The organism is Clostridium sp. ZS2-4 (genome assembly GCF_026719745.1).
Classification (GTDB): Bacteria; Bacillota; Clostridia; order Clostridiales; family Clostridiaceae; genus Clostridium_H.
Genome location: NZ_JAPPRQ010000132.1, coordinates 18,148 through 39,077, shown reverse-complemented (window position 1 = coordinate 39,077; position 20,930 = coordinate 18,148). Strand labels below are relative to the sequence as shown.

20 protein-coding genes are annotated in these 20,930 nt (G+C 28.8%); 6 read left to right on the top strand and 14 right to left on the bottom strand.

The annotated features are described in order from the left end of the window. Positions 1-180 precede the first annotated feature (180 nt). From OIO11_RS15370 to OIO11_RS15355, 4 genes are all read right to left on the bottom strand, one after another. The gene (locus OIO11_RS15370; RefSeq protein WP_268072325.1) at positions 181-369 is read right to left on the bottom strand and encodes a YkuS family protein; all 189 of its coding nucleotides are present in this window, start codon (positions 367-369) and stop codon (positions 181-183) included. A gap of 89 nt (positions 370-458) precedes the next feature. Continuing rightward, positions 459-1,721, bottom strand: a complete 1,263-nt coding sequence (locus OIO11_RS15365; protein ID WP_268072324.1) for a uracil-xanthine permease family protein — start codon at positions 1,719-1,721, stop codon at positions 459-461. A gap of 393 nt (positions 1,722-2,114) precedes the next feature. After that, positions 2,115-2,477: a transcription factor gene (locus tag OIO11_RS15360; RefSeq protein WP_268072323.1), complete on the bottom strand. Its 363-nt coding sequence runs from the start codon at positions 2,475-2,477 to the stop codon at positions 2,115-2,117. A gap of 105 nt (positions 2,478-2,582) precedes the next feature. After that, the gene (locus OIO11_RS15355) at positions 2,583-3,086 is read right to left on the bottom strand and encodes a flavin reductase family protein (RefSeq protein WP_268072322.1); all 504 of its coding nucleotides are present in this window, start codon (positions 3,084-3,086) and stop codon (positions 2,583-2,585) included. A 220-nt stretch (positions 3,087-3,306) separates the two neighbouring features. Between OIO11_RS15355 and OIO11_RS15350 the strand changes: the two genes are divergently transcribed. Beyond that, positions 3,307-3,903: a superoxide dismutase gene (locus OIO11_RS15350; protein ID WP_268072321.1), complete on the top strand. Its 597-nt coding sequence runs from the start codon at positions 3,307-3,309 to the stop codon at positions 3,901-3,903. 643 nt (positions 3,904-4,546) lie between these two features. Here the strand turns inward: OIO11_RS15350 and OIO11_RS15345 are convergent. Continuing rightward, positions 4,547-4,690, bottom strand: coding sequence for a hypothetical protein (locus tag OIO11_RS15345; protein ID WP_268072320.1), 144 nt, complete (start codon positions 4,688-4,690; stop codon positions 4,547-4,549). Positions 4,691-4,879: 189 nt separating this feature from the next. Here OIO11_RS15345 and OIO11_RS15340 point away from each other — a divergent pair, with 189 nt between their 5' ends. Together OIO11_RS15340 and OIO11_RS15335 are read left to right on the top strand one after the other, a co-directional pair. After that, positions 4,880-6,247 carry a chloride channel protein gene (locus tag OIO11_RS15340; RefSeq protein ID WP_268072319.1) on the top strand — a complete coding sequence of 456 codons (1,368 nt, stop codon included), beginning with the start codon at positions 4,880-4,882 and terminating at the stop codon, positions 6,245-6,247. 215 nt (positions 6,248-6,462) lie between these two features. Further along, a complete protein-coding gene (locus OIO11_RS15335; RefSeq protein ID WP_268072318.1) occupies positions 6,463-7,776 on the top strand; it encodes an aminotransferase class V-fold PLP-dependent enzyme in 1,314 nt (437 codons plus the stop codon). Between the two features lie 26 nt (positions 7,777-7,802). Here the strand turns inward: OIO11_RS15335 and OIO11_RS15330 are convergent, their stop codons facing one another. The 3 genes from OIO11_RS15330 to OIO11_RS15320 form a co-directional block, all read right to left on the bottom strand. Then, complete coding sequence (locus OIO11_RS15330) at positions 7,803-8,279, bottom strand: hypothetical protein (protein WP_268072317.1); 477 nt, start codon at positions 8,277-8,279, stop codon at positions 7,803-7,805. Continuing rightward, the gene (locus tag OIO11_RS15325) at positions 8,267-8,605 is read right to left on the bottom strand and encodes a YtrH family sporulation protein (RefSeq protein ID WP_268072316.1); all 339 of its coding nucleotides are present in this window, start codon (positions 8,603-8,605) and stop codon (positions 8,267-8,269) included. The genes OIO11_RS15330 and OIO11_RS15325 overlap by 13 nt, the downstream gene beginning before the upstream one ends. Positions 8,606-8,689: 84 nt before the next feature. Beyond that, complete coding sequence (locus OIO11_RS15320; protein ID WP_268072315.1) at positions 8,690-13,762, bottom strand: ATP-binding protein; 5,073 nt, start codon at positions 13,760-13,762, stop codon at positions 8,690-8,692. Between the two features lie 206 nt (positions 13,763-13,968). Here OIO11_RS15320 and OIO11_RS15315 point away from each other — a divergent pair, with 206 nt between their 5' ends. Continuing rightward, positions 13,969-14,826 carry an SDR family oxidoreductase gene (locus tag OIO11_RS15315; protein WP_268072314.1) on the top strand — a complete coding sequence of 286 codons (858 nt, stop codon included), beginning with the start codon at positions 13,969-13,971 and terminating at the stop codon, positions 14,824-14,826. Positions 14,827-14,893: 67 nt separating this feature from the next. Here the strand turns inward: OIO11_RS15315 and OIO11_RS15310 are convergent, their stop codons facing one another. The 4 genes from OIO11_RS15310 to OIO11_RS15295 all read right to left on the bottom strand — a co-directional run bounded on the left by OIO11_RS15310 (position 14,894) and on the right by OIO11_RS15295 (position 16,450). Continuing rightward, positions 14,894-15,082 (bottom strand): hypothetical protein, encoded by a 189-nt coding sequence (locus OIO11_RS15310; protein WP_268072313.1) that lies wholly within the window; start codon positions 15,080-15,082, stop codon positions 14,894-14,896. Positions 15,083-15,246: 164 nt separating this feature from the next. Further along, on the bottom strand, positions 15,247-15,495 hold the full coding sequence (locus tag OIO11_RS15305) for a spore coat protein (RefSeq protein WP_268072312.1): 249 nt from the start codon (positions 15,493-15,495) through the stop codon (positions 15,247-15,249). Positions 15,496-15,526: 31 nt separating this feature from the next. Then, a complete protein-coding gene (locus tag OIO11_RS15300) occupies positions 15,527-15,709 on the bottom strand; it encodes a hypothetical protein (RefSeq protein WP_268072311.1) in 183 nt (60 codons plus the stop codon). Positions 15,710-15,817: 108 nt separating this feature from the next. Next, positions 15,818-16,450: a hypothetical protein gene (locus OIO11_RS15295; protein WP_268072310.1), complete on the bottom strand. Its 633-nt coding sequence runs from the start codon at positions 16,448-16,450 to the stop codon at positions 15,818-15,820. Between the two features lie 190 nt (positions 16,451-16,640). Here OIO11_RS15295 and OIO11_RS15290 point away from each other — a divergent pair, with 190 nt between their 5' ends. Beyond that, entirely contained in the window at positions 16,641-18,053 is a 1,413-nt protein-coding gene (locus tag OIO11_RS15290) for an MATE family efflux transporter (RefSeq protein ID WP_268072309.1), read from the top strand. Between the two features lie 120 nt (positions 18,054-18,173). Continuing rightward, a complete protein-coding gene (locus OIO11_RS15285; RefSeq protein WP_268072308.1) occupies positions 18,174-19,013 on the top strand; it encodes a hypothetical protein in 840 nt (279 codons plus the stop codon). Positions 19,014-19,033: 20 nt separating this feature from the next. Here OIO11_RS15285 and nagB read toward each other — a convergent pair whose 3' ends face one another. Both nagB and nagA read right to left on the bottom strand, forming a co-directional pair. Further along, a complete protein-coding gene (nagB, locus tag OIO11_RS15280; RefSeq protein WP_268072307.1) occupies positions 19,034-19,759 on the bottom strand; it encodes a glucosamine-6-phosphate deaminase in 726 nt (241 codons plus the stop codon). Positions 19,760-19,772: 13 nt separating this feature from the next. Further along, positions 19,773-20,921 carry an N-acetylglucosamine-6-phosphate deacetylase gene (gene nagA, locus OIO11_RS15275; RefSeq protein WP_268072306.1) on the bottom strand — a complete coding sequence of 383 codons (1,149 nt, stop codon included), beginning with the start codon at positions 20,919-20,921 and terminating at the stop codon, positions 19,773-19,775. Between the last annotated feature and the right edge of the window lie 9 nt (positions 20,922-20,930).

Here is a 20,930-nt window from a genome sequence, read left to right as displayed (position 1 = left end):
GAACGTTTACACCTGATTTTCAAAGATACTCCATTACAATTTAACATACCGTTTATATTTTGTCAATAAATTTGTTTTTTCTACAAAAATTCGCGTTAAAATACCAGTAAAAAATTTAATTTTTACTGGTATTTTAATGTCTCTTTAGTTTATAATAAATTCTAATGTAATAAGCAATTTTTAATGTCTATCAGCCGTTTTATCTATCAATTCCTTTACCTGTTCCGGTGTCATACCTACTGCATCTATAGTTGGCGTGGACGTTACTACATCTTCAAATCCCATCATATTTCTACTTATATCATTTAATACTATTGCATCAAATTTATCAAAGCAAGATGGATCATTAATCATACTTATTTTATTCATAGTTAAAACAAAACAAGCCTAAGGATGGCTAACTCCATCCTTAGGCTTTAATTTTTAAACTTCTTTCTTTATTTCATACTTTTGTTTTTTTACTTTTCTTTATTAATCACCGCATTCAATACAACTCCAACTATTGCTGCAAGGCTTAAACCTGTAATTTTAACTGTTGAAGTTACTGGTATTCCTATTGTTACTCCTAAATTCTTTTCAACATATGATGTTCCAAGCCCTAGAATTATTATAGTAGCTATAACTATGATATTTTTAGCATTAAACTCTACTTTTCCACTTTTTAAAGTTTTCATACCTACTAAAGCTATCATACTAAATAACATTAAGCTTATTCCACCCATTACAGGTACAGGAATTGTTCTCAAGAATCCACCAACTTTAGCTATAAATCCTAATATTACTGCAAATACTGCTGCTATTCTAAGTATTTGTGGATTATAATTTTTAGTAATCGCAAGAACTCCTGTATTTTCACCATAAGTTGTATTTGCAGGCCCTCCAATAAAACCAGCACATAGCGTTGCAAGTCCGTCTCCTAAAAGAGTTCTATTTAAACCTGGATCTTCAATGAAGTTTTTACCTACTACTTCTCCATTAGTTGTTATATCTCCTATATGCTCCATAAATACTGCAAGTACTACTGGTGCTATTACAGCTATTGCTCCTAAATCAAATTTAGGCAATGTAAAATTAGGCCTTGCAAACATTGGTGCATCATTTATTACTGATGTATCAACGATTCCCATTTTAAGAGAGATTATATATCCTACTACTACTGCTATTAAAATTGCTAGTTGCTTTATGAATCCTTTTGCTTTAAAAGTAATTATCAATGCTGTAAACAATGTTATACCTGCAATGACAAAATTGTTAGCCGCCATTCCATATGCTACAGGTACTAAATTTAATCCAATTACTATTATCATTGGTCCAACCACTTGATTTGGTAAGTATTTTTTTATTTTATCAACACCAATTTTCTTTATCATAAATGATAGAAGTACATATATAAGTCCTGCTATTACTATACCACCTTGGGCATAAGCCAAATCTCCATTAAACATTTCTTTAACCGTAAGTATACCACCTATAAATGCAAAAGACGAGCCTAAAAATACCGGAACTTTTTTCTTTGTTACGAAATGAAATATAAGAGTTCCCATACCAGCTGATAAAAGTGCAACTGACGGGTCAAATCCTGTAAGAATTGGAACTAATACAGTAGCGCCAAACATAGCAATCAAGTGTTGAAGTGCCAAAATTACTTTTTTAGCCCCTTCTACAACTTTTGAATTTTCTTTTACTTCTGCGCCTGTTTTTCCTATTACGTTTTCTGACATAAAAAAACCTCCTTATTATTTTTAATACTAAGGAGAAAATACATCTTCTCCTTTTTCCAGCCTCACTGGACTGAATTAAAAAGTAATTTTTATTACTTTTATAAATAAAAAAGCTTCTTGCCCGCTGACAAGAAGCTATAAGTTATCTTATAAATAGATGTCTACTTTCAAATCTTGTCAGCCTCACTGGACTATTTTAAAGATATTTTGTTTGAATTAATTTTGTCTAACCTAATAAATTTTATCATATTTTTTTACTTTTTACAATAAATATTTTTAAATTGAAGATATTGTTTTAAAGATAATGACACTATAAGTATTATTACAATAGAAAATAACTTTTCCATATTTGAAATTATCTATTATTCGATTAAATCACTTTGTATTGATCATTTAATACAAAACTCTTATCCCTTTACTTTCTAGAACAATTCTAAGTTCTAATTTTAGTTTATCGTCTACATTTTCACTTAATTTAACTAAATCATATCCATTTTTTATGATATTCTTGCATATAACCTTGTTTGGGATTTGAATATACCTAATTAATTCTATATACTCCCCTACTTTTTTATTATTTAAATTTTCTTCAATCTTTATCGTATTTTTTATCAATTTTTCAATATTTTTTTTTTCTTCTTCCTCTGCTCTTATTTTCTTTATTCTGTCCTTAACTACCAGTACGGGTATTGATAACAATCCAACTACCGTAGCGACTGCTGTTAAAGTCTCCTTTTTTACATATCTAACCTTCACTTAGTTTCCTCCTGAAAGTATTATTGTATATTAAAATATATGTTTAATTTTTGTAAAAATTCAAAAGACTCCAATAACCTATCCTATTGGAGTCTTTTCATTCATTTATTTATTTAGATAACATCCTACTATTTCTCCGTAATATACGGTATGATAATCATCATCTTTGTAACAATCATTTTTAATTCCTTCATCCAAAAGACTTAAATCCATATCTTGCTTATATACTACTTTACACTCATAAATAAGTCCACATTTATCAATAGCCGGAGTGTTAATTTTTTTTCCTTGCTGAATGTTTAAATTACATTGTTTAAATTTATCTATATTTCTACCTGACTTTGTACCGCAGAATGCTAAAGCTTCCTTCATTTCATCATCTAGTGGTATACTAACTGTAAACTCTCCTGCCTTTTCAATAAACTGATGCGTATATCTTGATTTTCTAACAAGTACTGTAAAAATAGGTCTTTTCCATTCAAACCCTATACTTCCCCAGCTTATAGTCATAGTATTTACCTTATCATCAGCCTTTACTGTTAAAAAAGCTCCTTTTTTATGAAGATGTTCCATCCCTGTTTCCATATTTTCAATAAAATTAACTGCCATAACTATTCCTCCTTTATAATTCTACATACTATATTTTAACATATTTATACCTCTAGCACTTATACTTATATATTTTTTCTTGTCTTCTTTATTTAATTTTAACATACTTTATCTTTAGTGAGAATATGCCATATTATCTACATAAAAAGTTAATTACATACATATACTCAATACTGTAATAAAATAATATATATATAATTTTCCAGATGAGGTGATTAATATGTTTACTTTACCAGCATTACCTTATGCTTACAACGCATTAGAACCTTACTATGATGAACAAACTTTAAGAATTCATCATGATAAGCATCATCAAAGTTATGTAGATGGTCTTAATAACACAGAAACTGAACTTCAAAAGGCTAGAGATCAAGGAGATTTTGCTCTTATAAAACACTGGGAACGTGAACTGGCATTTCATGGTTCTGGCCATATATTACACACTATGTTTTGGGAAAATATGATACCTGGAGGTTCTACTCTATCTGGTGAACTTGCAGGCAGAATAGACAGAGACTTTGTAAATTTTGAAAATTTCGAAAAACAATTTTCTGCAGCAGCTACTGCTGTAGAAGGCTCTGGATGGTGCACTCTTGTATGGGTTCCTAAATTTCAAAAGCTAGAAATACTTCAAGTTGAAAAACATCAAGACTTAACCTTATGGGGATGTGTTCCTCTTTTAATTATCGATATGTGGGAACATGCTTACTATTTAAAACATCAAAACAGAAGATCAGACTATATAAATGATTGGTGGAACATAGTAAATTGGACTGATGTTAATAAAAGATACTTGGAGTCCCTTGCACAAAAATAATAAAGATAAGCTGAAAATAATAAAAATAAATTAGGTATAATATACCAAAATGTATTATACCTAATTTATTTTTATTATTCTAACCCCTCAAGAAATATTACTCCTTCCTAATAGTTAAATCTTAAATTGTTAAAAAAATTAATAAAAATTTCACAAAATCATTTTCATTTTCATTAATTTATGGTATGTTATTTATATGAGTAAATCCTCATAAATTTAATGTTTTTTATTTATTATTAATTACATTAACTCATTGCGTTAGATAGGTTTTTTACCAGAACTAGATTTTTAAGCCATTAGATTCAGGTATAACCTTCCTAAATCTATATATATAATTAATAAGGATGAATTTAGAATATAATTCTTTGATCCTAGCTATTTTATCTTTTTCACCCAAGACATTATTGATAAAATAACAAATACTATGTGCTAAAATCTTTATATTTACACAAGGTTGAATGCCTCATATCTATTTAGCTAGTATCCTATTGATATTCAATTGTTCAATTAGTTGAGAATAGGAAGTTTCTATCCTTCTTTTCGCTTTAAAAATCATTTACCGAAATGTTTCAAAACTTCATTCTACAAAACAAAAGAAATAGTTCATTAAATTTCTTTTGCAAAACTTGAACCAAAAATTTTCTCAATCAATAGTTAGTAACTCACCTGTTACAATAATTGTGATTATTTCACTATCACTCATTTTTGAGTTATTAACATGTCTTCTGTTTTTAATATGTATTGGAGTTATTTTATGGTAAATTCCGTCATCATTAACAAGTTTCAACAGATACGTTGGAGTTTTTTAATTGTAAAAATATTGTTAAACCTTTTACCTAGCACAATAGATTACACCATTTTATTTTGATAGAACTTTACAATATTCAAATACTCAAAAGCTTCATATGTCAACACTTTAAGTCGCATTTTCATGTGCAAAGTTTCAGTAATATAATATATAGTATAGGGTGATTCTATGAAAACGATATTTCAAAAAGATTTAGAAGAAGAATATGTGTTACTAGCAAGTATGATCAAGTGGGTAATAATATCCGTATTCATTGGACTTATAGTAGGAGGCGCTACAGCTATATTTATTAAACTAGTAAATATAAGCACTAGTTTTTCTTATGGATTTAAATATTATTATCTATTAATGCCAATGGGATTTTTCTTAAGTAGTTTTATAGTAGTAAAATTAGCCCCTGATGCCAAAGGACATGGTACAGAGAAAGCCATAGAAGCAATAAATAGACATATAGGTAAAATGGACGTAAAAGTAGTACCTGTAAAACTTTTAACCACGCTTATAACATTAGTTTGTGGTGGTTCTGTTGGACTAGAAGGCCCATCAACACAAATTGGTGCAGGCATTGCTTCAAAAATATCAGATTTATTTAAATTAAAAGACACCGACAGAAAAAAAGTAGCAATATGTGGAGTGGCTTCAGGCTTTGTAGGAGTTTTTGGCTCCCCTGTAGGAGCAGCTGTATTTGCTTCAGAGGTATTGTATATAGGACAATTTTCCTATATATCATTATTTCCATCATTAATATCGGCTTTTGTGAGTTTTTCTGTAGGAAGATTTTTTGGTACAAAACCTTTAATTACTTATTTTATTGATATGAGCAATTTCAGTAATAGTATAATTATTATCAGAATGATACTATTTGGATTGATAATAGGAATACTTTCCACTATATTTATAAGATTTGTAAATTTTGTAGAAAACTTATTTAATAAAATCAATGTATATCCTCCTATAAAAGGGCTACTAGGTGGTACATTGGTGATTTTAATCGTGTTCATAACAGGAACTACCAATTATTTAGGTATAGGAGAAGAAATAATACATGAATCTGTTATGGGACATAGTATACATGCTACAGATTTTATGTGGAAATCAGCAACTACAGCTTTGACTTTAGGCTCAGGGGGAAGTGGCGGAATACTTACGCCTATGCTTTATGTTGGGGCAACTGTTGGGAGTTTATGGGCTTCCATAATTAATGGCAGCGTTACTTTTTATGCAGCCGTAGGCATGATAGCTTTTATGGCAACCTGTGCCAATACTCCAATAGCAGGTATAGTTATATGTATGGAACTATTTGGCTCACAAGTTGGAATGTATGCTTCTCTAGTATGTGTAATAGGGTATTTAATGGTTGGACATAAAAGTATTTATCCAACTCAGATATTAATTAGAAGTAAAACACCTTCACTATTTATGGATACAAATTGTGAAGTATGTAAAGTGGAGAAGAAAATAAAAATAAATAATCCTCTGCTTAAACTATCTTTTAAAAAAAATAAAGAAAATATACAAAATATTAAAAATAGTTGACACAACATTAATAAAAAGACTATCTGAAAATAGAACGTAATTCTATTTTCAGATAGTCTTTTTATTAACTTATGAAAATTTTATATGAATGTAAAAAATCAACATTTATTTTAAACAAAAACTTATACAAAGTTTTTTAAATCTTCACTTGCAATAACACCTTTCCAAAAAAATTAAATAGAATATACTATAAGCAATATTGGGTAGGTGATATTATGATTAAATATAATTATAGAAAATTAATAATTGGTGTTAATACTAAAATACCGCTATCAACCGGTCACTATGTACAAGCCGTCAATTTTGACAATGCAGCAACTACTCCAGCTTTTATACCTGTTATGAAAAAAATTATGTCCTTTAGCCCATGGTATTCTTCTATCCATAGAGGTTTTGGATATAAATCTCAAATTTCCAGCAAAATATATGAAGAAACACGAAAAATTGTTTGTAAATTTGTCAATGCCGACTTTAATACTAATACAGTTATTTTTGTGAAAAATACAACGGAAGCTATAAATAAACTTTCAAATATGCTTTATGAAAAGCATAATTCTAGTGTTATTTTATCCACAGATATGGAACATCACTCAAACGATTTGCCTTGGAGAAAATATTATATAGACTATATATCTGTAGACGATTATGGAAAACTTTCTTTAGAAGATCTAGAAACAAAACTGCAATATTATGCTGGTAATGTTAAGCTTGTTACTATAACTGGTGCCTCTAACGTGACAGGATATACACCTGACATACACAGTGCTGCAGAACTTGCTCATAAATATGGAGCAAAAATCCTAATAGATGGTGCCCAACTTGTACCTCATGTATCTGTAGATATGAAAGCTAACAATTCTCCTGAACACCTAGATTATCTTGTATTTTCAGCTCATAAAATGTATGCTCCTTTTGGGACGGGAGTTTTAATAGGTAGTAAAGATGATTTTAACAATATACCTCCTGATTATTCTGGTGGAGGAACTATAGATATTGTTACTCATGATTATATAAAGTGGGCTGAAACTCCTATAAAAGATGAAGCTGGCTCTCCGAATGTAATAGGTGTAGTAGCCTTAGCAATTGCTATTGAAACCCTCACAGAAATTGGAATGAAAAACATTGAAAATCACGAGAAAGCTTTAACAAAATATGCCCTTGATAAACTTAGAAAAATTCCTGACATTAATATATACTGTGATGAAAGTAGTCTCGAAGAAAGAATAGGTGTTATTTCATTTAATATAAAAGATATATATCATGAAGTACTCGCAAAAATTCTTTCCTATGAAGGTGGTATTGCAGCTCGTAATGGTTGTTTTTGTGCTCATCCTTATATCCAAAAGCTTCTTAATATGACAACTGAAGAAGTAATACACCGAATAGAAACTGGAATTCGAAAACCTGGAATGGTAAGAATAAGTTTTGGCCTTTACAACACAACAAAAGAAATAGACAATCTTATTTATATTCTCAATAAAGTTGCCCTGAATAAAAAATACTATATTGATAAATACGGAACAGAATAAAATAAGAATGTTGCGTCGCAACATTCTTATTTTATAACTTTAATTTCTATCCAAAGCTTAACCACCTGTGATATCATAATTCTCTTAAGTTTAAGCTGGTATTCTTTGTCTTCAATTTTCATTATCCTTCTATCAATTATTTCCAACAAAATATCTCCATCTACATTTTCCACTTCTTTTCCCACCAAACACTTAAACTTATCTTTAATATGCTTTTCAAGAGTGATTTTCACTATATCGTCATTTTCTTTTTCATTCTCATATTCAAGTTCAATTTCAACATTCTTTACAAGAAGCCTTTTATCGTATATATTTTTTTCAAGCTTTTTAAGTCGAAAATCTTTTTCCTCTATTACTTTATCTAAATGTTTAATTTCTTTTATATAGTTATCTATTCTATAGCTTATTAAAAGGTTTATAGTTATAATACCAACCATACCACCTATAAATAATCCAAGAATAAAGAATAGAAAATACTTCTGCTTACTATTTATTGAATCCATATATGACCACACTTTTGAATTAATTTCACAAATCTAACACCCATATTAGCTCCAATGAGAGCTGCCAATATGTATACTATCTGCTTGCCAAGAGACACCATTTCTCCTCTAAAAAGACCTTCTTCAATCAATTTAAAAGAAGAAAAGGTGCCACCTAAAGCTGTAGCTACAGCCCAAATTTTTATAGAATCTGCAAGATCAACCATAGTCTTAAATGGTGGATGATTATTTATTAAAGCAGCAACTCCAACAAAAGAACTTCCTCCAACTATAACTCCAAAGGAAATAAAAAAACTATATATAACATTGGGAATAAAATTAGACATTAATATCACCTTTCCGTAGAAAAATTACTTCCATATAATTTATGATATCCGTATCTTCATTATTCCATATACCTCCGAAACACTCTAATTATATATATCCGAGAATTCTATTTTTATTCTCTCAATTTTATTAGATTCTAAATAACTGTGACTAATTGATTCTTCTTTATCCTCTTGTACCCTTTTATTGGGAAGTTCAATAATAAATTTGGTTCCCTCCCCCCATTTACTTATAATATCTATATTTCCTCCATGCATCTGAACAAGTGATTTAACAATTGATAAACCTATACCACTTCCTTCTCTATTTCTTGATAAGGATTTATCAACCTGAACAAATCTCTCAAAGATAGATTTTTGCTTTTCCTCTGGTATACCTATTCCATCATCTTTTACTGATATAAGTATTTTGTCACCCTTATCGCACATATCAACCCATATATTTCCACCAACTTCTGTGAATTTCAATGCATTAGAAAGCAAATTAAGCATTATTCTTTCAATTTTGTCAGGGTCACAAGCAATAAATTTCTCTTCCACATCAGTATCAAAAATCAAATTAACACCGTTGTTCTCAATATATTCAGCTACTGAAAGAGTAATAGCTTCAACAATATCAACAATATTTCTGTTTTTTAAACTAACTTGGAAATATCCTGCATCTATTTTTGTAATATCTATTAAATTATTTATGAGTCTAACAAGTCTATAGCAATTTTGCTTCATAGTTGCCATATATCTTTCGATCTTATCTCCATCTTTCATTGGCATACTGTTCTTTATCAATAATTCAAGCATTTGCTGACCTCCAAAAATTACATTAAGAGGTGTTCTAAGTTCATGTGAAATATTTGCAAAAAATTCCGTTCTTAATTCTTCATATTTCATGGTTTCATTTAAAGATTTTGTTCTTTCTTCAACTTTCTTTTCCAATTGCTCATTAAGTTCTTTTATAGTCTTGTACATATAAGCGTTTTCTATGGATATAGCTGCCTGTGAAGATAGAAAATTAACCATGTTCAATCTTTGTTCACTAAATACATCAGCCGCAAAATTATTTTCTAAATATATGATTCCCATAAATTTCCCTTTATTTATTATAGGAGAACATAAAACAGATTTTATGTTATTATTTTGCATATATGTATCATGTAAAAACATATTCTCTTTAGATGCATCCTTTAAAACTATATTTTGCTTGGTTGTTGCAGCATAGTTAACTACTGACTTTGCAATATTATGATATTTGTCTAATTTTACAGGCTTTGTTACCAAAGAATTTAATTCGTTTATATTTCCTTCCATTTCAATTATCAAACTATTATTTTGATTTAAGATTAAACATCCTCTTTGTGCCCCTACATTCTCAATTAATATTTTCATCAGTTTTTCCAAAAGCTTTTCCAATACTATTTCTCTAGAAATAGCTTGTGAAGCTTTTATTATTGCTGTAATATCAAATTTCTCATTATCAACCTCTGTTATAGTGCAAGCTACCATATCATTTATTATATTAGGTTCTGGCATAAGTATTTTTTTATTTATTTTATCATCACTTAAAAACACTTCAGGATATTTTTCCTGCAAATCTTTTATTTTTTCAACTGCTCCCCATTTTTTATATAGTTTATATGCTTGATTTATGTAAGCGTTACAAAGATTTTCTTCTTGCACTTGCTTGTAAAAATTCCCCTTAATTTCACTAGCAAGAGCCATATTTAATAATAATTCATTTTTAACTGCATACTTTAAAGCTTTATCGTAAAATATTTCTGCTTTTTCAGTATCTTTTTTTATACGATACATCTCACCTTTTAATAATAAATAATAACTTAAAAAGTTTTCCGGACAACTCTGTGACCATTTTTTTATTATATTTAAATTATTTCTTAATTTTCTAATGTAAAATCTTTGTTCACCTTTACTACTATTATTATATATTGCTGTCATAGCAAGAGAACTATAAATATGGCTAAGAGCATGTATAAATGTTCCCTTATAAAACTCTCCTTCTTTTTCAACCTCTTTTAAATAAATTTTACACTCTTTTAAATTACCATATATATAATTTATAAATAGCTTATATGTATAGTATCCCATAGTGCCAAAACCACTGTTTGCAGATTTAAATTCATTCTTCTCATTATATTTATCATTACTTAAACTAAATCTGCTATTAGTTTCTCCTCTTAAATTACATATAAGCTGCCTTATCAAGACTATTCCAAAGTTTGATTTATTATACTTAGTTTTCTTACTCACTTCTAAATATCTATCACATTCTTCATATATCTTATCTAAAGAATATCCTCTCATAAATAAAATACCAACTATAGAATTGGCACAATAAAATGCTTGCATTGTTTCACCATATTTTAAAGAAGAATAATAAGCTCTGTTTAAATATTTAATTACATCAGCAAAACTTTCATTCCATAAAGCAATTGAATTTCCAAATTTGCTTAAAACTTTACTTGTATTAGGTTCGTTTAAATTTTCCGCTTTATTCAAAATCTCTTTTCCAAATTTATAGCTTCCTTTATAGTCTTGAAAAAATATATTTAAGAACATACAATAGTCAATATATATATTTATATCATTTTCCGAAGCTCCATACTTTAAAACTAAATTCATTTCTTTTAATGTTATAAAACAAAATAAGGTTTTATTAAAATAACTAGCTGCGCCTCTTAAGTTCATTAATATCTTTTTTATATCTTCTTTATCCTGATTTCTTGTTTTTTCATTATCTAATATTTGTTCTATCTTTTTTTCTTTTAACTTCCATTTCATTTTAAATAACTCATAATATACATCTTTTTTATTGGAATACATTGGAATATTAATATTAAATAATCTTAATGCTTTAATTCCCATTTCAATAGCTTCTTCAAACTTTCCTAAATATGTATAAATAGTAATTTTAAGATTATATACAATAATCTTATCCTGTCTTGCTTTTGCATTTTCTAAAATTATGTTAAATAACTTATCTCCTTGATTAAAGTCCCCGTTAATACATTCATATTGAAAAAGACTTACATAAATTTCATAAGATAACTCATAATGAGTTGTCCAACTATCTTTTTTTAACATCTTATATCCCAATCTGAAATATTCTAAGGCCAAATTATAAGCTGCGGATGCGTTAGCCTTCTTTCCTGCTTCTAAATTAAGCTTTACTAAATTGTATATCTCATTTTCATCTTCAATTAATTCATAGGATATATTAAGTTGATTAACAACATCAAAAATATTACCTTCCGTTTCTCTAAAAGAAACATTTTTCAAAAGTGCCCTTCCTATATTAAGGTGAAACTTTTTTTTCTGATTCTCTTCAATTATAGAATAAAATTGTTCATGAATATGGTCATGAGAAAATATATATACATGAGTAGCTTTATTTATATAACTGATACTGCCATCCTTTGAAAGACTGTTATAGTGTTTATTAACTGGAGATATAATACCTGTTCTTATTGCCGGAAGTATATCCATTACATTTTGAGATAATAATTTTCCATTACAAGCTGACAGTATTTTTAAATTAAATTCTATACCTACACAAGCAGCCAATTTTAAAGCTTCAATTGTGTTTTGTGGAAGCTGCTTTATTTTTTTTACAAGTAAATCTAAGGAATTATCATCCACCTTTATTTCTTCAATTTTATTTATATCCCATTTCCAACAGTTTTCTTCATAATTAAATTCTAATATATTCTCATTTACCATTGATTCTAAAAATATTTTTACAAAAAAAGCATTTCCACCTGTTTTACGAGTAATTAATTTTGCTAAAGTAAAAGAAGAAACTCTATCACAATGTAATGTATCACAAATTAAACTATTTATTTCTCTTGTTCCCAAAGGCTTTAGATGTATACAAGTTAAACTTATATTTTTATCATTTATGTTCTCAATTAAACTTGCTAAATCGTAATTTTTATGTATCTCGTCTTCTCTATATGACCCAATTATAAAAATATGATTTTCAGCTATATCGTTTATAAGTATTTCAAGAACTTTTAATGAAGCAGAATCTATCCACTGTAAATCATCTAAAAATAATACTATGGGATAGTTTCTATTCAAAAAAATCTTGATAAACTTTAAAAATACAATACTAAACATATTTTGTCCTTCCACAGCCCCAATTTCAGCTGCTGAAGGTTGTTTTCCAATAATATATTCAATATCAGGAATAAAATCAATTATAATTTGACCGTTATTACCTACGGTCTTCATGATTTCTTCTTTAATTGTCACAAGTTCTTCTTGACTCTCCATAAGTATATGTTTAATAAGCTCATTAGTTACCTGAATTATGGGTGAATACGGAGTATTGTTATATTGTATGCATTTTCCTGAAACAAACATACCGCCATCAGCTATTATTTGCTTATGTATTTCTTTCATTAAGCTGGATTTTCCTATTCCTCCCTCACCTGATATGAATACTACCTCGTTATTACCATTTTTACTACTGTGATATTTGTCTATTATTCTGTGTATATCTTTATCTCTTCCATATAGTTTTTCTGATAAATTTAGCTTATTGGCAATATCTTTCTCACCTAATTTAAATTGTTCAATATACCCCTTTCCCTCCAATTCAACCATACACCTAACTAAATCATTCTTAAGTCCATAAGCATTTTTATACCTGTCCTCTGGATCCTTTGCCAGTAACTTCATAACAATTTTAGAAATCACTTTAGGTATTTTGTCATTTATCATATGTGGATAGAGCGGTTCTTTTGCAATATGAGAATATGTTAACTCTATTTCATTTTCACCTTCAAGAGGAAGTAATCCTGTAAGCATTTTATAAAAAGTTACTCCTAAAGAATAAAAATCTGTTCTGAAATCTATTTTTCTAGCCATTCTTCCAGTTTGTTCAGGAGACATATAGTGAAGATTTTCTGATATATTTAATAACCTATCTTTAGGTTCTATAAGCTTTACTTCTTTTGTTTTTATATCAATTAAAATATTATATGGATTTATATATTTATAAATAATATCGTTTTTGTGAAATTCCCCGATAACTTGACTTAGATTAAGTGCTATTTGAAGAAATGTATGTATCTCTACTGTTTTATTTGAACAAATTAGTTTGTCAAAAATCTCTCCATTAAATTCTTGTGGTATGTTCATAATAAATCCCTCCCCTCTTTATACCATAATAAATAAATTATTACATATATATACATATTCATCATTATACCAATCTTCTACATTTATGTAAACGCTATATGACATCTAATATCTAATTATGCACTCTTCTGGAACAAATAAACAATGAATAAAAATGTAATAAGTAAACAAAATAAATATATACTATTAATTATGGAGGTTTATATATGTTATACACAAAAGATTTTCAGCCACAACATCAAGATACTCAACCTGGACTGGAAGCTCTTATGAATCCAAAACCAGTATTTGAGAATCCTAACTATAAATCAAGTAACAAATTACTAAATAAAGTTGCTGTAATTACCGGTGGAGACAGTGGTATTGGCAAAGCAGTTGCACTTGCCTTTGCATCTGAAGGTGCTAATGTTGTTATATCCTACCTGAATGAACACTGTGATGCTGAAGAAACCAAAACCCTAATAGAACAAAAACAAGGAAAGTGTCTTTTAATTTCTGGTGATATCGGCAATGAAACCGTTTGCAAGAAAATTATAGATGATACAATTAACACATTTGGCGTCATAGATATCTTAGTAAATAATGCAGCAGTCCAATACCCTCAAAATAGTATTATGGATATTACTGCTGAACAGTTAATGTTAACCTTTAAAACAAATTTTTTCTCCATGTTCTATCTTACAAAAGCAGCAGTACCTCATATGCAGCCTGGAAGCAGCATTATTAATACTACTTCTGTCACATCATATGAAGGCAACGAAACTTTAATCGACTATTCTTCTACTAAAGGAGCTATTAATGCTTTTACACGTTCACTATCACTTAATCTGGCTAATTCTGGAATAAGAGTAAACGGAATTGCTCCAGGCCCTATTTGGACTCCACTTATTCCTTCCAGTTTTTCTCAACAAAAGGTAGCTGATTTTGGTCACAGTACACCTATGGGAAGAGCAGGACAGCCTTGTGAATTAGCAGGTGCTTATGTATTTCTAGCTTCTGAAGACTCTTCATATGTTTCTGGCCAAGTAATACATGTAAATGGTGGAAAAATTACAACAAGTTAATACTTTTACTCTTTACAAGTAATCCCTCCATCATGATGTATATAATGGAGGGATTACTTACTTTTTATTATTCATGACCATATTTATGCTGTACATTTTCCATTGACTTATCATACTCTGTACTTCCAAAGTTCAAAGTATTTTTTATATTTTCCATTTCTACTTCTCTAGCTATTTCTACTTCTTTAGGCTCATAAATTTTCTCATGTCCTGTAATATAAGGATGTCTTTCTAAATGATTTTTATCGTTATTCATTTTAATCCTCCTCATAAACTGTCTTCTTTATTATTTTAGCTTTAAATTATTATTTTCATACCCCTTAATAATTCACATTTATTTCCGCTAATTTATAACTCATTAAATAAAAAAAGAATTGAATCTTTTTATATATTTATGCAAAGATTCAATTCTTTTTTCATTTATCCTTGGCTTAATTGTGATTTGACTAATTGGACATCTTGTTGAGCTGCTGGTGCTGCTGGCTTATAGTATCCTTTTTGAGCCGCTATTTTGTATAGATCATATTGGAATTTTTCGTCTCCGTCTCTTAATGTTTGAACCATTTGTCTTAATTCTTGATTATCACATTGAGCTATAATAGAACCATAGTCTGTAATACTACTATTAACAGTAGATAATACATCATTCACCATTTCTTTTTCTTGCATAATATATCCCTCTTTCCAATTTATTTTTTAATTACATTAATCCCATCAATCTTTGCGTAGTGTTCTGTGCAGCAGTAGCAGCTTGTTGAAACATTTGCTTAATTTGCTGATCTTGACACTGATTAGCGTAATCATTTAATTTACAAGCAATAGTTTGATGACCTCCTATAAGGTGTCTTAAATTTTGTAATTCTAATTGATTTAATTGTGCCATATTTTTTCCTCCTTTAGCTTATAATTTACTCTAATATTTTGCTTCAAATTCACATTTATATACTCAATAAATATTTAAAATAAATACCATACCATTCTTTAATATGACCTATTGTTCATATCCTTCTACACAACTATTTTTTTCTAATTTTTTCAAGACTTCTCGGTAACCTAGCTTTATAAATTCATTATTATATAACTGCTCATAGCTTACTGTTTCTATATCCACCTGAAGTATCTTGTGAAAATTTTTTCCATAAAGTTTTTTTAAAAACAATTCACAATCTTTTTTGATTAAATTATACCCATCATCATTATAATTAAGATTTTTCATATGTTTATTTAATGTTTCTATAATTGCGTATAATTGATATATATAACTCATTTCCTTTAAATCAAAGCGACTTGTAATGGAAGCAACAACTCTTGAATAATCTTTATTTATAGGTATAGGATACTTATTTTCATTATTAGCCTCATTATAATATTTTAAAGTTCTTATACTTTGAAATATAGCATTACATATGTCTAATCTTATAATATTTATATTTTCACACATTTTATTTATCTTCTCTAAATTATTACACTTTTTATTGTCTTCTACAATTTTATTCTCAACTTCTCTGTTTTTTTTAGCTATAAGCCCACTCCATATGCTTCCAATTATAGTACCTGTTAAAATTGCAGCAGCTGAAATTGCTGTTGTAAGAAATTTTTCAGGTATAATTTCCAATAATGTCACCCATCTGCAACTCCTTTCATAATGCTTGTATATACAATACTATATTTTCCTTAGAAAATTATTCTATTCTTAAGTTTTAAAACTCCCAGCCATATAACTAAAGAAAATATAGTTTTTTTATGCAATATATGGTATACTTATTTTTTGGTATTTTAAGATTTTATTATTGTTTTATGAAAGGAAAGATTATATGGATAAATCAAAAACATTAGGTAGTGCAAAAATTTCAACTTTACTCTGGAAATTTTCTGTTCCTGCAATTATTGGTATGCTAGTTAATGCACTATACAATGTGATAGATAGAATTTTTATTGGACAAGGTGTAGGTAAAATAGCCTTAGCTGGTCTAGCAATAACTTTTCCCATTTCTACCATAATAATGGCTTTTGGAATGCTGGTTGGGATTGGTGCTTCTACTCTTGTTTCCATTAAATTAGGTGAAAAAAGGAAAGATGAGGCTGAACAAATTCTTGGTACAGCAGTACTTTTAGATATTATACTTTCTATATTTATAGGTATTTTAGGAATTGTATTTATAAATCCAGTTTTAAGGATTTTTGGAGCAAGTAGTGAAAGTCTTCCATATGCTCGAGAATATATAGTAATTATTCTTGCTGGAGCTGCATTTCAAAACATTGGCTTTGGTATAAATAATATTATACGTTCTGAAGGTAATCCCAAGATGGCTATGAGAACAATGATAGTCGGCGGCTTATTAAATATGGTGTTAGATCCAATTTTTATATTTAAACATATAAAAATTGGAATAATAAGCTTTACTGGTCTGGGTTTGGGCATTAAAGGTGCTGCTATTGCTACTGTTATTTCTCAAACGGTTAATACAATTTTAGTTATGCATTATTTCTTAAGTAAAACAAGTGGTAGTATACTCAAATTGAAAAAATCATCTTTTAAATTTAACAAGAAAATTTTATTGCAAATATTTTCAATAGGTCTATCTCCATTTTCTATGCAGTTAGCAGCTAGTGCAGTTTCTGCCTTTTATAATAAAGGTTTATTGAAATATGGTGGTGATATTGCCGTTGCAGCCATGGGAATAATAGCAAGTATAGTCATGATTATTTTCATGCCTATCTTTGGTATAAATCAAGGAGTTCAACCAATTTTAGGTTATAACTATGGTGCTAAATCTTATAAAAGAGTTAAAGATGCTTTAAAACTGGCCGTATACTCTGGAGTATTAATTGCTTCTATTGGATTTATAGCAGTAGAATTTTTTCCTGAATTTCTCATATCCTTGTTTAGTAAAAATGATATGGACCTTATAAAACTTGGGGCTCATGGACTTAGAATAGACTTAATGTTTCTTCCTATTATAGGATATCAAATAGTTGCATCAAATTATTTTCAAGCTATTGGTAAAGCCAAAATATCTATTTTCCTTAGTTTTTTGAGACAAGTAATTGTATTGATTCCTATAATAATTATTTTACCTAGATTTTTAAAGCTTGATGGTCTTTGGTTCTCTCAGCCTATAGCCGATATAGTTGCTGCTTTAATTACAGGCTATTTCTTATATAAGGATATAAAAGAATTAAATCATTTAGAAATATATGAAAAAAATAAAAAATCATTAGAATAATTTTTGGGGAAATTTTGAGTATACTTAATAAAATATTTTTTAAGCAAACTTTTTTATTTTTTATACGTAATATTTAATGTATCATAAATTATGAAACATTGAATATGAGAGGTGAAATCTATGAAAATCATGAAAACTACAGTAAGTTTATTATTATTAGCTGTTTTAGTAACATCATCAGTTTCATTTTTAACAACAAAAGCCATTGAAAATATTTCTCAAGAACCATATATAGAAAAAATCTATGCTGCTCCTACTAACTCACCTGAAAGATTTTCTATATTAAAAAAAATACTACATTTTTTGCTTAAACAAAAAAAACAACCTAGTACAACATTCAAATTTACTGAAAATAACGAAGGCTGGACTGGTGATTTTTCTGATTTGCCAATTAATAATGAAGATTTTTATGAATTAAAGTTTAAACATGCTAACATCCCCATAGAAGGTAAGAATGATAAAGGATTATTACTTCAAGGTAATAATCATAGTGATGATTTATTTATGTATATTACTAGAAAATTTGATAAAAATATAGGATTAATTCCTAATACTACTTATAAAATTGACTTATCATTTGATATTGCTACTAATGTTCCAGGAGAAACGATGGGCATTGGTGGGTCTCCAGGTTCAAGCGTATATGTAAAAGCAGGAGTTGTTAATGTAGAACCTACATCCCAAGCTAAAAATGGATATTTAAGAATGAATATAGATAAAGCAAATCAATATCAAAGTGGTAAAAATATGATTGTACTGGGCGATATAGCAAAAATATGTTCTGAAAATAAAAATTCAATAGATGAATCATTCCAATATAAACATTTTACAGCTTCATTTGAAATAACAACTAATAAAAATGGAGAAGCATGGATAATTATCGGTACTGATTCAGGCTTTGAAGGACTAACTGAACTTTATTATACAAATATAAATGTTCTATTTAGTATAATAGAATAATGTTGCCATGCAACATTATTCTATAGTTTACTTGCCGCTTCTTTATCCAGAACTAAGGTTACATCATTGTGAAGCTGAAGGATTGAAGCTGGAACCTCTGGAGATATTTTGCCTTTTACCATTTCATATACAGCATCTGCTTTACTCACTCCATTTGCAAGTAATAAAATTTTCTTAGACTGCATTATTGTTTTTATTCCCATACTTATAGCTTTTGTTGGAACCTCTTCTATTGAAGAAAAAAATCTTGAATTTGCTTCTATGGTTTCTTGTGTAAGATTAACTAAGTGAGTAGCCGCTTCAAAATTTATATCTGGTTCATTAAATCCAATATGTCCGTTTCCGCCTATTCCAAGAACTTGTATATCTATTCCTCCTGCTTCTTTAATTATCTTTTCATAATTTTCACATTCTCCATCTATATCTACCACATTTCCATTAGGTATATAAACATTTTCTTCTTTAACATTTATACAATGAAATAAATATTTTCTCATAAAATAGTGATAGCTTTGTTCATTTTCTTTACTTAATCCATAGTATTCATCTAAGTTAAAAGTTTTAACACTGCTAAAGTCTATTTCATCATTTTGATACATACTAATCAATTCCTTATACATACCAACTGGTGTAGCTCCGGTTGCTAAGCCTAAAACACTATCTGGCTTTAATATTATCTGACTTGCAACTATTTTTGCAGCCTTTATACTCATTTCTTCGTAATTATCAACAACAATTATTCTCATTCTGCATCCTCCCCTAATCTAAATTATTATATACTGTTTTACCTTCTACTATAGTAAGGCACACATTAAATTCACTATCAAAAATTGTTATATCTGCATCCTTGCCTTTTTTCAAGCTTCCTTTTAAAGTATCAATTTTAAGTTCCCTAGCTCCATTTAAAGAAGCCATTTTAACTAACTCATGTATTTTCAGATTAGTATGCTTATACATATTCTTAAGTGCAGCATTAAGGGTGAGAATACTTCCAGCAAGAGTTCCATCTTCCAGTCTTGCAGATGTTTCATCAACAATAACTTTTTGCCCTCCAAGATCATATTCTCCACATTTCATGCATCCTGCTCTCATAGAATCAGTTATTAGAATGAGTCTATCTTTTCCTTTTACATTTACAAGTAACTGAAATAATCCTGGATGAATATGTATAGTGTCTGCAATAATTTCACAGTTAACATCATTTCCAAGTACAGCTCCTACAACTCCTGGCTTTCTATGGTGAAGAGGAGTCATTGCATTAAAAAGGTGTGTTGCATGGGTAATTCCTTTTTCTATACCATCTACAGCTTCCTCATAAGTTGCATTTGTATGTCCTATTGATAAAACAATATCAGAATAACCCTTCATCATTTTGATAAATTCACCATTTTTATCCACTTCAGGGGCTAAGGTCATTATTTTAATTACATCTAAATAATCCTGAACAAAATCATAATTTGGTTTTTGTATAAACTCCGGATTCTGAGCTCCTTTATACTTTTCATTTATGAAAGGACCTTCTAGGTGAGCCCCCAAGACCTTTGCTCCATTTAACTTCATCTTCATACATTCTCTAACACACTCTAATGCATTGTATATCTCATCTCTGCTCATAGTCATTGTAGTTGGTAAAAATGTAGTAACTCCATTTTCACAGATAGTACTACTGATTTTCACTATATCTTCAATACTTCCATCCATGGTGTCACTTCCACCGCTGCCGTGAATATGAATATCAATAAATCCTGGCGAAACATATTTACCTTTTGCATCAACTATTTTTTCTAACCCATACTCTTCAAGCTTATCTGTATCAATAATATGTTTAATTTTATTCTCAAATAAAATACTGCTATTTTCTAATATTCCATCTTCAGTAATTATTTTGCCATTTACAATTGCCTTCATTATAATCCC